The 13,496-nt window shown below is 58.3% G+C and carries 11 protein-coding genes; 1 reads left to right on the top strand and 10 read right to left on the bottom strand.

What is annotated here, in order from left to right; all coding sequences use genetic code 11:
• Positions 1–57: 57 nt before the first annotated feature.
• A complete protein-coding gene (locus ACQZ5N_RS14560) occupies positions 58–897 on the bottom strand; it encodes an inositol monophosphatase family protein (RefSeq protein WP_448733354.1) in 840 nt (279 codons plus the stop codon).
• 342 nt (positions 898–1,239) lie between these two features.
• On the opposite strand from ACQZ5N_RS14560, the gene ACQZ5N_RS14555 reads away from it, so the two are divergent.
• A complete protein-coding gene (locus tag ACQZ5N_RS14555) occupies positions 1,240–3,213 on the top strand; it encodes a putative bifunctional diguanylate cyclase/phosphodiesterase (RefSeq protein ID WP_448733286.1) in 1,974 nt (657 codons plus the stop codon).
• 156 nt (positions 3,214–3,369) lie between these two features.
• Here the strand turns inward: ACQZ5N_RS14555 and ACQZ5N_RS14550 are convergent, their stop codons facing one another.
• From ACQZ5N_RS14550 to tssH, 9 genes are all read right to left on the bottom strand, one after another.
• Complete coding sequence (locus tag ACQZ5N_RS14550; protein WP_448733285.1) at positions 3,370–3,807, bottom strand: tetratricopeptide repeat protein; 438 nt, start codon at positions 3,805–3,807, stop codon at positions 3,370–3,372.
• Entirely contained in the window at positions 3,800–4,249 is a 450-nt protein-coding gene (locus tag ACQZ5N_RS14545; RefSeq protein ID WP_448733284.1) for a hypothetical protein, read from the bottom strand. The genes ACQZ5N_RS14550 and ACQZ5N_RS14545 overlap by 8 nt, the downstream gene beginning before the upstream one ends.
• A gap of 8 nt (positions 4,250–4,257) precedes the next feature.
• The gene (locus tag ACQZ5N_RS14540) at positions 4,258–5,829 is read right to left on the bottom strand and encodes a PAAR-like domain-containing protein (RefSeq protein ID WP_448733283.1); all 1,572 of its coding nucleotides are present in this window, start codon (positions 5,827–5,829) and stop codon (positions 4,258–4,260) included.
• Entirely contained in the window at positions 5,826–6,887 is a 1,062-nt protein-coding gene (locus ACQZ5N_RS14535; RefSeq protein WP_448733282.1) for a DUF2169 family type VI secretion system accessory protein, read from the bottom strand. The genes ACQZ5N_RS14540 and ACQZ5N_RS14535 overlap by 4 nt, the downstream gene beginning before the upstream one ends.
• A 6-nt stretch (positions 6,888–6,893) precedes the next feature.
• The gene (tssI, locus tag ACQZ5N_RS14530; protein ID WP_448733281.1) at positions 6,894–9,218 is read right to left on the bottom strand and encodes a type VI secretion system tip protein TssI/VgrG; all 2,325 of its coding nucleotides are present in this window, start codon (positions 9,216–9,218) and stop codon (positions 6,894–6,896) included.
• A 13-nt stretch (positions 9,219–9,231) separates the two neighbouring features.
• On the bottom strand, positions 9,232–9,732 hold the full coding sequence (locus ACQZ5N_RS14525; protein WP_035260951.1) for a type VI secretion system amidase effector protein Tae4: 501 nt from the start codon (positions 9,730–9,732) through the stop codon (positions 9,232–9,234).
• 11 nt (positions 9,733–9,743) lie between these two features.
• Positions 9,744–10,133 carry a Rap1a/Tai family immunity protein gene (locus ACQZ5N_RS14520; protein ID WP_059761069.1) on the bottom strand — a complete coding sequence of 130 codons (390 nt, stop codon included), beginning with the start codon at positions 10,131–10,133 and terminating at the stop codon, positions 9,744–9,746.
• A 109-nt stretch (positions 10,134–10,242) separates the two neighbouring features.
• Positions 10,243–10,719: an Hcp family type VI secretion system effector gene (locus tag ACQZ5N_RS14515; protein ID WP_003504561.1), complete on the bottom strand. Its 477-nt coding sequence runs from the start codon at positions 10,717–10,719 to the stop codon at positions 10,243–10,245.
• Positions 10,720–10,776: 57 nt separating this feature from the next.
• Positions 10,777–13,431, bottom strand: a complete 2,655-nt coding sequence (tssH, locus tag ACQZ5N_RS14510) for a type VI secretion system ATPase TssH (protein ID WP_448733280.1) — start codon at positions 13,429–13,431, stop codon at positions 10,777–10,779.
• Positions 13,432–13,496 lie beyond the last annotated feature (65 nt).

Here is a 13,496-nt window from a genome sequence, read left to right as displayed (position 1 = left end):
ATTCCTCCACATGCATGAAGCATGAGGCCCTCTCAGCGAAAGGGCCTCCGCCATAAATCACGCCGATACCGCCCGCGGACGATCCGACAGCTGCCGCGCGGCCAGCGCTATATTCGATGCCTGGCTGACGCCTCTGGCAACACCGGCGGCTGCGGCCAGCACCGGTCCGCCCTCCCGAAGACTGCCGATCTCCAGAAAAGGACACACATCGCCGCCAGCTTCGCTGACGAGTAGCAGCCCCGCAAGACAATCCCATGAATTCATGTGCAATTCGAGATAACCATCGGAACGGCCATCAGCCACATAGGCAAGCGCCAGCGCGCCGGAGCCGGCGCGGCGGACATTGGCGCCCATATCGAGCAGTTTCCTGACGACATCGAGATAAGTCGCATTCGCGATACGGGTGGACCACCCCATCTCGATCGAAGCCGCATCGAAGCGCTCCGTTTCCGCAGTCCTGATCGGTTGCCCGTTGCGCGTCGCTCCCTCGCCGCGGCGGGCGAAATAAAGCTCGCCAAGGGCGGGACTATAGATCGCCCCGATTTCGGTCTGGCCGTTTTCGACATAGGCGATGGAGATGCAGAAATGCGGAATGCCACGGGCAAAATTGGCGGTGCCATCGATGGGATCCACGACCCAGACGCGCTCACCGATCTCGCCGCCGCCCTCTTCTCCGAAAAAACTGTCTTCCGGGAAAGCGGCCATGATCGCGCCGCGAATATGCGCTTCGGAGGCAGCATCCGTCACCGTCAGAAAATCCTGCGGCCCCTTCATCGAAAAGCTGCGCGTCGCCTCGCCCTGAAAACCTTTCAGCACCAGCTCCCCGGCGGAAAGAATAACGCTGCGGCACAATTCGGCACGCGCCGCCAATGTATCGGGATAGTGGATCGAATCCATGCGCAAGAACCATTTCTCAAAGTTTGAACACGCGTTCATATTGCACACGCGTTCAAACTTTTCAAGGGGCGTTGAAACGGAGCTGATGAACATTGGAAGCGGGCAGACCGATCATGCCAATTCAATGAATTCGCCGCAACACGTGGCATGAAGCAAAGAGCTTCCTCCCCGATCAGGAATATCCCCGCAGGAAACATTTAATACTGAAAACATTGGAATGTTGCGAAACGCAGCGCCTGCATCTTGCGGTTGATGCAGTTGTCTGTCGGTTAACCCTGTGTATTTCCAATGATGTAACGGGAATTATGTTACAAATGCCGCTCTGTATTTGAAGAGCCATGAATGAAAATACTGACCGCCACACAAAAACTGCGGGACTTCATGTCCGTCCGGTCCGACAATCCTGATCTGCTGAAAGCACAGTACCGCGCTTTCACCAGACAGATGCCGATGATGTATTTCATCCTGCTTTCAAGCACATGGGCGCTTGCCGTGACGCATATGCGATTGGCGCCGCCTTGGCTCACCGTTGGAGTTCCCGCCCTCTTCACACTCGGCTGCACGCTCAGGGTCGCCTTCTGGTGGAGGACGCGCGGCATGGATCCCGAACCGCGGGTGGCGCATGCAGCCCTTCGGCGCACGAATCGCCTCGCTGCCGGCATCGCCATGGCATTCACGCTCTGGTCTTTCCTGCTGGTGCCCTATGGGGATGCCTATACGCAATCCCACGTCGCCTTCTATATGGCGATTACCGTCATTTCCTGCATTTTCTGTCTGATGTATGTGCGCTCGGCCGCCTTCATGGTGACGCTCATCGTCAATGGCGCCTTCATCGCCTTCTTTCTGGCCTCGCGGCAACCGACATTTGTTGCCATCGCCATCAACGTGCTGCTGGTCTGCACCGGCATGATGTCCATCCTGCTGACCAACTACCGCAATTTCGAGCGCATGGTCATTTCACAACAGCGCACGGAAGCGCTCAGCAACGAAAATCTGCTGCTTGCCAATATCGACAGCCTGACGGAACTGCCCAACCGCCGCGCCTTTTTCGCCCATCTTGAGGCCGAGCTCGAAAAAGCCAGGGCCAACGGAACCCGGCTGGCGCTGGGTGTCATCGATCTGGACGGGTTCAAGCCGGTCAACGATCTTTACGGACACTCCGTGGGAGACAGGCTGCTTGTCAATGTCAGCAAACGCCTCACCGCCAATCTGAAAGCCAGCAGGGCCTTTCGGCTGGGCGGTGACGAATTCGCCATCGTCGCCCCGATCATACCGGATGACGCGCAACTCGTCGCAAATGCCAATGCGATCTCCGAGCAGTTGAGGGCGCCCTACCATATGCCGGAAGGCACCGTGCATGTTTCCGCTTCCATGGGAATTGCCGTGTTTCCGAACCTCGCCTCCACGCTTGAACAGCTTTTCGACAGGGCGGATTATGCCCTTTACCACGCCAAGAAAACCCGGCGTGGCGATGCCGTTCTGTTCGATGCGGAGCACGAAAAGCAGATCAATATCGAAGCCCGCGTCGAGCACCTGCTCAAACAGCGGGATATGGAAAACGAGCTTTCGGTCGTATTCCAGCCGATCGTCGATATACGCGACGGAAGAACGGCAGGTTTTGAAGCGCTGGCGCGCTGGCACAGCCCGGTTCTCGGACATGTGCCGCCTTGCCAGTTCTTCCCCATCGCCGAGCGAGCCGGCATCGTCGGTTCGCTAACGCGGCCGCTTCTCAAGATGGCGCTCGCCTCCGCAGCCACGTGGGAACCGTCCCTGCGCCTGTCGTTCAACCTTTCGGCCCAGGACCTCAATTCCCATGAGGGCGTGCTTTCCCTGCTCGGCATCATCGAAAACAGCGGTTTCGATGCACGACGGCTGGACCTTGAAATTACCGAGACGGCTTTTGCCCATGATTTCGAACAGGTCAGGCAATCGGTCGAAATGCTGCGCCGTCTCGGCTGCGGCATATCGCTGGACGATTTCGGCACCGGCTATTCCAGCCTGACGCGACTGCATGCGCTGCCGCTGACCAAAATCAAGATCGACCGCAGCTTCGTCACGGACCTGCACGAAAAACCAGCTAGCTACAAAATCGTGAAATCCCTTCTCACCCTCAGCCGCGACATGGAACTGGAATGCGTGGTGGAGGGGGTGGAAACACCAGCCGAGCTCACCGCACTCGAAGGCCTCGGCGCCACGCTGGTGCAGGGCTATATCTATGCGCCGCCGCTTCGGGAAGAGGATGTCGGTGCGTTTCTTTCGGAGCAGGCGACTAGAAGCGGAACTTCCATGGGCAAACGCAGAAACAGGCTGCGCTAGTCAAACCGGAGACGCCATTTCACGGTCTCGTCCAAACCGCCACATGGCTCCGGTCAAGACTATGAGAGATGACCGGAATCAAGATGGTCATAGTCAAAGACACGCAACGGATCATCCCCGGCAAAAACCGCGGACAAGGCGAAAACTAACACGGATTTATATTAGCTTCTCTTTCTGCAAGAGAGATAAATATTTGGGGTCCGCTTCCGCAAAGAGATCGTAGCCTTCCAGCATGTATGCGCGCAAAAGATGTTCTTTCGCCGCAAAAGTATCTCCTAGCTCGAAAAAGGAAATTCCGAGTCCGAATTGAACAAATGCATTGGAGAAGCCGTTCCCACTATTTTCCGCCTCCCGAAAGGCACGACAAGCGTTTTCCCAGTCACCAACCTGTAGGAATGCATCACCAATGGAAGCGTTCAACCATACCGATGCATCCCATATCCGCTTCGGAGTTGGCAAAAGAGCGAGAGCTTGCCGCCACGAAGTTATCGCTTCCACCGGCAAACCGCGCTCATCGAACTCGTCACCGATGGATGAAAGGCGAACTACTTCACGGTAGATATCGTCGGGGAGTTCCTGCTCGTTATTATTCACGGCCTTCTTTCCGTTTGAGGTAGAAATCCAGGTACTGTTTTTGATCCCCTGCGAATCCTTTCTGCCCATATATTTCGAATATTCTACCAAATACGTAGTACGCTCGCTCTCTATCGCCGAGTTTGTACATTGCTTCCCCTTCCGTCATAAGAACAAGGTGGTCCTCATGATTTGGATCATCATACATTTTCGCCATGATTTCGATCCATTTGGAGGCGTTGTCCTTATCTCCCAGATCGACATAATCTTGGACAAAGCCCGCTGATAGGCTCTGCGGGTAATAGTCCCATTTTTCTTTAGGTTCAGGTACCAACGCCCAAGCCTGTAGCCCCAGTTCGACAGATCCCGCCAAATCTCCGGCCTGAAATTTCTGACCAGATAAATCCAGCAATTTGTCAATCTGTGCCTTCAGGCTTGCTTCTATTTCAGGCTTTCTAGTCATTTTTTTCCTCAGTTGACAGGCGGCAGGTAACGGGAGCGAGTTTGCCCCCCTCGACTCGAGTTTGATGGCCCCCATTCAAACCGATAATTGTCAGAGTTCAACATCCAATCTCGCACTTCTTGTGATCGGGCACCATGGAAGCGTCCCGTAGAATTCCAATAGTCGACAGCGTCAACCGGGTGGTGCCCCATATGCGTTTGAGGTGAATCGACCGGTCTCCAGACATTGTTTTCGTCAAGAAATTCATCCTGCCCCCTACGGTTCGTCCGCAACAGGCCTTCTTCACGCATCCGTTCACGAACCTCGTTGCCGGTGCGTGAGGTTTTGGAAGGAGTATTGCCCAGATACTGCCTGCGAAGGCTTATGCGCCGAGTACTTCTTGCACCTTGCTCACCTGTCTCCACCGCCGTTCGGCCAGCTGTCTGTGTCTGACTTCTCGCCAAAGCACCAGCCTCAGCAGTTGCGGCAGTTCTGCCTGCGACTTTCATGCCTGCAGCAACAGCTCCGGTACCACCTGCAACACCTTGGACCATTCCGACGGTGTTTTCGACCTGTTGTGCAGTCTGTTCGGATGCACCAGCAAGCCTAGCGACATCGCCGGAGGCGCTTGCAATGGCGGTTGAAGTCGCTTCACCCGTCCACGCCTGACGCAGGCCAGCCTGGAAATTATCATAGCCGTTAGCAACAAGAAGGCCACCGCCGATCATGGCCGGGATACCCGGTGCTGCACCGACACCCGTGCCGGTTGCCGCGCCCCCAACCCCGGCAAGGGCAGCGCCGGCAACTGCCTCCGCAGCACCGCCAACCGCCTGCAGACCACCTACCGTTCGAGTAACAATCCTCCCATTGTTTTCATCGAATTCGCTGATCGCCTTTCCAGCTTCATCAAGCTTCTGGCCGGTCCAGTCCAACGCTTGTTCATACCACGCCTTATCCTGCTCATCATTCGCGTCTGGCGGAGTACTTGTCTCGGTCGATTTGACGTTGACGTATTCGCCTGGGCAATTTCCGTTGTTGAGCGTGCAGCGATCTGTGTGCCGTTGAACAGGTATTCCGTTCGCCCTTACGATAGTGGACGAAGTGACAGGTTCAACGATATTACCGACGGTTCCTGACTTTACACCAAGGCCTACGCCGGGCTCATCGCCATACGAGCAACGGAACTGCGAATTCTGGCGCTTGACGACGAGGCCGTTTGATCGCACATCGGGCGAATAGTTGCTCTTGTCATCTCCTTTGCCCCAGCACATGTAAGGAACCGGTTTGTCCGGTGATTTGCAAACATCTGGGGACAGGCATACAGCCAACGCTGAAGCATCATCTGGAATAAATTCCGGCGGGCTCGGATCCGCGGTCGTTGGCGGCGGATGATATTCGTCTCCCTCTTCGGGGTCATTGAAGTATGCGCGCTGCTCTTCCGCATCAAGGCTGCTTTTGTAATCTACGTACCCTGCAGCGCGGTCGGGTTCGTGGAAGAGAGTGGTCTGCGGCAGGTTCAGTTCTTTCGCCAAGGCGATGTTCGGCTGAGGATCTGAGCCGTAAACAGTAATTGGCTCCAGAACGGTGACATCATCGCTCATGCCATCGTCTCCGCGTGCCTGTCGGCGATTGACAGTATCGGAACACCGCGCCGTTCGGGCCAAGAAAATCCTATCCGCCACGTAAGAAATACTCGGCCAATTCCGGGCCTCATGTCGAAGTGGACACCGTCGAGAACAAGAGGGGACCACTGAACGCCCCGTCCCTGGTCGAGCTCCACCCGCAGCGAGATGTCAGGTAAAAACCCTTCCAGAGTTTCAAACTGCGGCAAGAGTCTGTGAAGCTCAAATGCTTCGTTCCCCGTCAACCAAGGTTCGGCAACCTGGTCTTTCGGTGCGGCCTGCCAAAACGAGAAATTGAAATCCGCCGGAAGCAGGGGATGCCGCTTCTCCAACCATTCGTCATCATAGGTTCCTGCGAGATCGGCGCGATCCAGCCAGAAGGGTGAAATCGGAGCAAGACCTGCAGGCGTCGGCCTGTCGCTTACCGCGCGAATTGGCAGGTTTTCGTCTTCAATCTGCGGAGCGGGCCATTCGGATCGTTCCCTGAACCGCGATTCGTCTACGAGGCCTATGCCGACGGGATTTGCCTCTATAGCCTCATGGCCCAGCCGCCCTCCAAATGCCAGCCGCCAGTCCAACGGGACGTGAGGTACCGGTTGGCCTTCTGTGAGTTCCCAACCATCCAGGGCATCCTCATGCGCCCGATCCATCAAACCACGCCAAGTCTTGCGCGTTTTTGCCCGCCAGAAACGTGGACCGTGGACGCGGAGACGCTTCTCGATAGAGCCTACCCGTAAACCGCAAGTCCACGAGGATGAAGGCTCTCCACCCGGTGAAAATGTTGCGCCTATAAATGTCACGTCGGTTCCGGGCTTGAATGGCGCAAGATCGGTGCATACCATCTGAGGTGATTGATGCGGGTCACCGTCATAGACATCTGACATGACAAGGGGCGATTGCTTGTCCGAGAGTTGGAGAGGCCCTCCATTTGTCAGCTTGAAACTACCCCTTGCAACCACGACTCCCATCAGCTCCCCGAGCAAGTTGTATTGTCGGAAAGCAAGGGCGGGAAATGGCGTCCTGTTATCGACGGACATCTCAGATCAACCTTTTGCTGATGAGTCCGCCGATGTCGGCGCGGCGTCTGAAAAACCGCCGCCGGGTTTGTTCAAGTCAACGACCACGCCATTGATCTGTGTCGGGCCAGATGCGGTAAAATTAAAGTTCGTGCCGAGAATAATGACGGTGCCGTCTTTTCTCATGATGAATTTCGAAGCGCCGCACTCGATGACAAACTCCTCGCCGACAATTGTTTTTTTGAATTTCCCGACATTTTCCAACGAGGTCTGGCCGACATTCGTGACCTTGCTGACCCCAACCTGCTCGGTTTTCGCCACCCCGACGGATGTAGACTGAAACGAACTGACGATCGTGTTCATGATACCCGGCAGTGGAAACAATCCCGAAGCATCGGAACCGACGCCCGAACCGGAACCGGCGAGCGCCGTGCCCGCATCCGCACGCGGGCTTGAGCCGGAAACGACACCCTCACGCGAGGAAAGACCGCCTGCGCCGAGGAAGCCGAGTGCGGATGAGGCAAGCGTGGTGGCGAAGGCCGCGACGCCCGGGCCACCGCCGCCGGCGATCTGGGCGGCCTGCGAAAGCAGGCCCGCTGTCTGTCCTGAAAGGGCCTGCACACCCGCCATGGCCATCATCGCCATCGGCCCCGTGCCGCCGACGACGGTGTTCACCGAGCCGCCGATCTCGTGTTTCTGGTTGCCGGAAACTTCCACCGCGCGGTTGCCGCCGACCGAGGCGACCTCATGCCGGTCGATGCGCTTGGTCCGGTCATTCAATACCCGCGTCGTCTGGTCCTTCTGGGCGTGGAAGAACTGGTTTTCCTTGCCGGCCTCATCCTCGAAGGTGATTTCGTTGAAACCGTCGCCCTTGTGGCTGTTGGAACGCAGCACCATGCGTGTCTTGTTGGCCGGCAGGTCGTAGGGCACGGAATTGGCCGGATTGTTGACCACACCGATGACCAGCGGCTTATCCGGGTCGCCATCGACAAAGGCCACCATCACCTCCATGCCGATGCGCGGAATGACCTGCGCACCCCATGTGCCGCCGCCCCATGCCTGGCTGACCCGCACCCAGCACGTATCCGTGCCATCCTTCTTCGCCTTGCGGTCCCACGGGAACCACAGCTTGATGCGGCCATATTGGTCAGGATGGATTTCCTCGCCTTCAGGGCCGGCGACGATCGCCACCTGCGTGCCTTCGATACGCGGGCGTTTCGTTGACCGGTGCGGCGTCAGCGGCACACGGGCCGGAATTGCCTCGAAGATGTTGCGATATTCCGGCTCGTTGCCATTGGTCTCATAGGAGAGGTCGACGATGCTGTGGCTTGCCCTGATGATCACATGCTCTTCATAGGCGTGTTCGGGATGGGCGACCTCGTAAGGCGTGAAGCGGCGGCCGGCTTCCAGAATGCGCGCGGTCGACGAACCGAAAACCCGGTCGTGATCGGCTTCGATGGATTGGGTGCGCAGTTTTTGCGCGCGCTCGGCCTCTTCCACCGTCTTGATGCGGGCCGGATATTCGTAAAGCTCGCGCTTCGTCGCATCCGGCATCTGCACCAGCGACGGCGTCATCGTGCCCGGCACCATGCCCGGCGTCTCGAAATTCCAGTCGGCACCCGCACGCTGGCCCGAGACATAGGAAAAACGTCGCGCCCAGTCGTTGATGTGATTGCGATCCGACGACCCCTGCGCCAGACGCACCGTCCCCTCCCCCTGGGCGGCCGGCGACGGCCCAAGCCAGCCGCTGGCGCTATCGGCCACATGCAGCTTGTGGAAACCATCCTCGTGGCTGAACCAATAAAACAGGCCGTCCTCTTCAAAACGGCGGGTGAGATAATCGAGATCGGTCTCGTTAAATTGCACGCTGTAGTGCTGCGCAGGCGGCGGCGAGATGATGCCCGATGTATCGGGTGCCGGAATGCCGTGTTCGGAAAACAGCGTCTCGACGACCTCCACCGCCGTCTTGTCCATCCAGATACGGCAATCCGACCGGCGCGACAGTAGCCACATTTGCGGGCGGATGGTCAGCGCATAAGAGCGCATGCCGCGTGTGATCGGCGGGCCCTCATGCAGCTCCGTCACCAGGCCGTTGAACGGGCGGCGAACACCGCCGCCATCGCCGTCGCCCTGGCTTATCTCGATGGAGATATCGACCAGCCGTCCGATCAGTTCTTCGGGCTTGACCGCTTCCTTCTTCGCACGCACGGTCAGGCGAATGTCGAAGAGCTGCGATACGCCCTCCTCGACGGACAGGCGCTCCGGCAGAAGCTGGTCTTCGCCGAGTGGCGAAGACACCTTCAGAACGCGGCTCGCCTGAACGAAATCGGAAAACGAAGGCTGGTCGTTCATGGGATACTCCTAATCAGGACCCGCGGCTGGATTGCAGGGGCCAGAACCAGATCGTTTCCGAATTGTAGTAGCAGGCCGATGCGCATTGGGTAGCCTCCGAGCCGCCGCGCACAAGATCGATATGACCGCCGCCGGTGTAGCCGGGGATATTGTTGAACGCCACGACACCGTTGCGCGCGCCGATGCCGTTGCGCGCCGTCGCGGGGGTGAAAGGCTCGGGTTCGCTAAGATAGCTCGTCCGCTTCATCAGGTTGGCAAGGCGGCGCATGTTCACCTCTATGCCCTTACCGGCATGGGGGCCCTTCTGGATGCGGTGCGAGGCGGGCACGATGTTGATGCCCGACTTCACGAAAGCGATGCTGACGCGGATGGCGCAGGTATTGTGATAGTTCGGATTGCCGATGAAATCGTCCCAGCCGATTTCCGTGAACAGATCACGCTGGCTGAGATAGTTCGGATGCGACGGGTCGCTGCTCGGATAATTCTTATAGAGAGTGTCAAAGTTAACACGCATGGTTCGTCCCACTAGTTACTTTTCTGCTCACAGGGAAAGGAGACCTTGAGCGCCTCCCGCACGAGAGTGGCTGCCTGTTCATCCAGTTTTTCCGCAGGAAGATCGCCGAGATAGGTGTAAATCCGGTCGGTGAGTTCATGGGGCGCCACGGCACCCGCACCGCACCAGTCCGATCCGCTTGTCAGATCGGCCACACCGGCGATATAGGCGCTCGATTTTGCGACGGAAACCAGCCGCCGCATTTCCGGATCAGACACTTCCGGGGCAAGTTTGCCCTCGATGGCCTGCTTGAGTTCGGCACCGGAGAATATCCATGTCCGTTCCTCGGCACCCGCCGGCGAAAGACCGGACAGAGCCAGAACAACCGGCACAGAAACAAAAAACGCATATAGGGAGCGCATTAAAAACCCGCCTCGTCCAACGTGGATGAGAAACATCACGACGTGAGCTGCAAAACTGCAATGAAAACGTTCCGGTGCCGGCAAATGCCGACACCGGGTCGCGTCGCTATCAAGCGGCCTTCGTCGTCGCCAGATCGTAAGAGGCGATCATCGGAGACTGCGGCGAGTTGTTGTCGTCGAACGGCGTGTACTTCACTTCCATCTTGGTGAAGTTGAGCTTGATGGTTTCCACCGGGCGGTCGCCGCTGGAATCCACCGAGTAGCTGGCGATGAGTGTGTTCGTCAGCAGATACTCGATATAGGTGTTGCCCGGATTGCCCGTGGTCACCAGATGGATGGTTGCCAGCTTGCCAGTGCGGCCGGCGCAGGCTTCCTGGAAAAGCTTGGTGGAAGAAGAATCGCTAACCTTGGTCAGAATGACTTCCGAAATGGTCGGTTCGGATGCTTCGCGGTTTGCAGCAGAACCGGCAGACGTGTTCATGTTGCGAGCTACGTTCCAGTGAATGGCTTCGATGTCCATCCACTTGCGGTGTTCCTCATGCGTGGCGTCGCCCTGGATACCGTCAATCTGCAGATAAATTGGCATGCTGTAAGCTCCTGTAGCTGAAATGACCTCTTGCTTCGAGGCCGCGTTACCCTTCGTTTAATGCCGCATGCGTCGGGTAGCCCCATCCGACGCGGCAACTTTATCCACCCCACCCTCTTCGGACGCGGCGAATTCATCTGTTTCCCCAGCCGCTTCGGCACGAATGCCGAACCTGTTTTCACCAAAATCGACAACGATCTTGCCCACGCGTTCTCCCGCGATGACTTTTTCGAGGAAAAAGCTGGAAAGAGGCGGCAGGAGATCCTTGCCGATCATGATTTCGATGGCGCGTGCGCCAATTTCACTTGCACCGGCGCGCGCCACCAACGCGTCGCGCGCGGCATCGGAAAGGGTCAGGTCGGCGCCGTATGTTGCGAGCACGCGTTCCCTGATCTTGCCGATCTGCATATCCACGATCCTTGCGAGCTCTTCCGCACCGAGCGGCATGAAAGGCAGGATGATCGTGCGCCCGAGGAATGCGGGCTTGAACTGTCTGGTCAGCTCCGGCATCAGCAGCGCTTCCAGCGCCTCGCCTTCCGGCATCGTATCCGGATCGGCGGAGAGCGCGGCCAGCAGTTCCGAACCGGTATTGGCCGTCATGAAGATCGTGGTGTTCTTGAAATCGACATCGCGGCCTTCACCATCGCGGAGCACGCCCTTGTCGAACACCTGATAGAAAATATCCTGGACGCCGGGATGGGCCTTATCGATCTCATCGAGAAGGAGAACGCCGAACGGCCGGCGGCGAACCGCTTCCGTCAACACGCCGCCTTCGCCGAAACCGACATAACCGGGCGGCGAACCGAGAAGCAGCGAAACCTTGTGCTCCTCCTTGAACTCCGACATGTTGATCGTCGTCAGATGGCTGTTGCCGCCATAGAGCAGATCGGCGAGCGACAGCGCCGTCTCGGTCTTACCCGTTCCGGACATGCCGACGAGGAAGAACACGGCGGGCGGGCGGCGTGGATCGGACAATCCGGCACGGGCGGTGCGCATGGCATCGGCAATGCGGGTAATTGCAGCATCCTGCCCCACGACCCGCTGGCGCATGCGCGCATCCAATGTGCGCGCGCTTTCGATTTGGTCGGCCAGAAGCTTACCGAGCGGAATTCCGGTCCAGCGCGATACGACGGATGCAATCGCTTCACGATCGACCACCGTCGGCACTAGTCTTTCGGCATTTGCCGGTTTGGTCTCAGCCGCAGGCCGCAAGCGCGACACATTCGACGCGCCGGTTTCAACGGGCTGCTCTTCGCTGAGTTCAGCCATTTCCGCATCGTAACGGCCGCGCAGATCGTCGATCCCGCTCTCAAGCTTCTCGACTTCGTCGCGTATCGACTGGATACGGCTTTGCATCTCTTCGTCCTGCGGTTCACGCAGAAGCCAGTTCAACTCATCGGTCAGAAGACGCCGCTCGCTTTCCATGGCACGCAGCCGTTCCGGCAGGGTCTGCCGCGCCAGCGAAACGGCGGCCGCCGCCGTATCGAGAAGGCTGACGGCCTTGTCCGGCAATTGCCGCGCCGGCATGTAACGCGCCGATAATTGCACCGCCGCCACAATCGCCTCGTCACGAACGATAACGTTATGATGGCTGACGAAGCTGTCGGCGACACCGCGCAACATGCGGATCGCAGTCGTCTCATCCGGCTCGCGCACATGCACGGGCTGGAAACGACGCGTCAGCGCCGCATCCTTTTCGAAGTATTTCTTGTATTCGCTCCAGGTCGTCGCCGCGACGGTGCGCACTTCTCCCCGTGCGAGAGCGGGCTTGAGAATATTGGCCGCATCGCCCTGTCCGGCCGCACCGCCTGCGCCGACAAGGCCATGCGCCTCGTCGATGAACAGGATGACCGGCTCGGCCGAGCGTTTTACCGCATCGATCACGCCATGAAGACGGCGCTCGAACTCACCCTTCACGCCGGCGCCGGCCTGCAGCAGCGAAATATCGAGGTTCAGCAGGCGGACGTTGCGCAATTTTTCCGGCACATTTCCGGAAGCGATTTCCAGCGCCAGCGCTTCGGCGACCGCCGTTTTGCCGACACCGGCCTCACCCACCAGAATAGGGTTGTTCTGACGACGGCGCGTAAGAATATCAACGAGTTGGCGCAATTCATCATCGCGCCCGATCACCGGATCGACCTTGCCGTTCCGGGCGTCGGCGGTCATGTCCTGGGTGTAAAGGCGCAGAAAATCGTTCTGGCCGGCGGCCGGCGCGGCACCTGCCGCCGCGGAAGGAACCTCTCTTCCGCTGCTGTCTTCAACTGAACTGCGAAGGCGTTCGAGAGCCGCGCGATCCATCGCCTTCAGCGACGGAAATGCAGAGCGGACGAAAGAGCGGAGCGAGGTTTCCTCATCCATCGCCAGAAGCAGGTCGCAAAGCGTCACGCGGTCGCGCCCGGCCTCCAGCGACGCGAGAACCCATGCCTCGCGGCCCGCCGTCAGGACGTTCTGGGAGAGCGACAATGCCTCTCCATCGCCGATAACGGCCTCTTCCAGACTGCGGCCGATTTCCGCCTGCAATACCGGAAGTGGAATTTTTAATTCCTCGAATGTTTTCGCATAGATGCCGGCATCTACAACCGCCAGCAGCCAATGCGGGATATCCACGTACCTGTGCCCCATACGCACCGCAACGGAAGCCGCAGCTTCAAGGGTGACGCGCAGGTCAGGCTCAAGCGCTTCAACGAGGCGATTGAGATCGATATGCGACATGCAATGAGCCTCCTGCCCGGGTTCATTCCACAACGTGACGTGGAATAACTATGATGATGAAACCG

It is taken from the genome of Agrobacterium sp. 22-221-1 (assembly GCF_053522445.1).
Note: the sequence above shows the minus strand (reverse complement) of the source record. Positions and strands in the feature narration are given on the sequence as shown.

Bases quoted from the DNA above. Each gene is read 5' to 3' on its own strand.
- ACQZ5N_RS14560 (WP_448733354.1), bottom strand. From the start codon at position 897: ATGGATTCGATCCACTATCCCGATACATTGGCGGCGCGTGCCGAATTG.
- ACQZ5N_RS14555 (WP_448733286.1), top strand. From the start codon at position 1,240: ATGAAAATACTGACCGCCACACAAAAACTGCGGGACTTCATGTCCGTC.
- ACQZ5N_RS14545 (WP_448733284.1), bottom strand. From the start codon at position 4,249: ATGACTAGAAAGCCTGAAATAGAAGCAAGCCTGAAGGCACAGATTGAC.
- ACQZ5N_RS14540 (WP_448733283.1), bottom strand. From the start codon at position 5,829: ATGAGCGATGATGTCACCGTTCTGGAGCCAATTACTGTTTACGGCTCA.
- ACQZ5N_RS14535 (WP_448733282.1), bottom strand. From the start codon at position 6,887: ATGTCCGTCGATAACAGGACGCCATTTCCCGCCCTTGCTTTCCGACAA.
- tssI (WP_448733281.1), bottom strand. From the start codon at position 9,218: ATGAACGACCAGCCTTCGTTTTCCGATTTCGTTCAGGCGAGCCGCGTT.
- ACQZ5N_RS14525 (WP_035260951.1), bottom strand. From the start codon at position 9,732: ATGCGTGTTAACTTTGACACTCTCTATAAGAATTATCCGAGCAGCGAC.
- ACQZ5N_RS14520 (WP_059761069.1), bottom strand. From the start codon at position 10,133: ATGCGCTCCCTATATGCGTTTTTTGTTTCTGTGCCGGTTGTTCTGGCT.
- ACQZ5N_RS14515 (WP_003504561.1), bottom strand. From the start codon at position 10,719: ATGCCAATTTATCTGCAGATTGACGGTATCCAGGGCGACGCCACGCAT.
- tssH (WP_448733280.1), bottom strand. From the start codon at position 13,431: ATGTCGCATATCGATCTCAATCGCCTCGTTGAAGCGCTTGAGCCTGAC.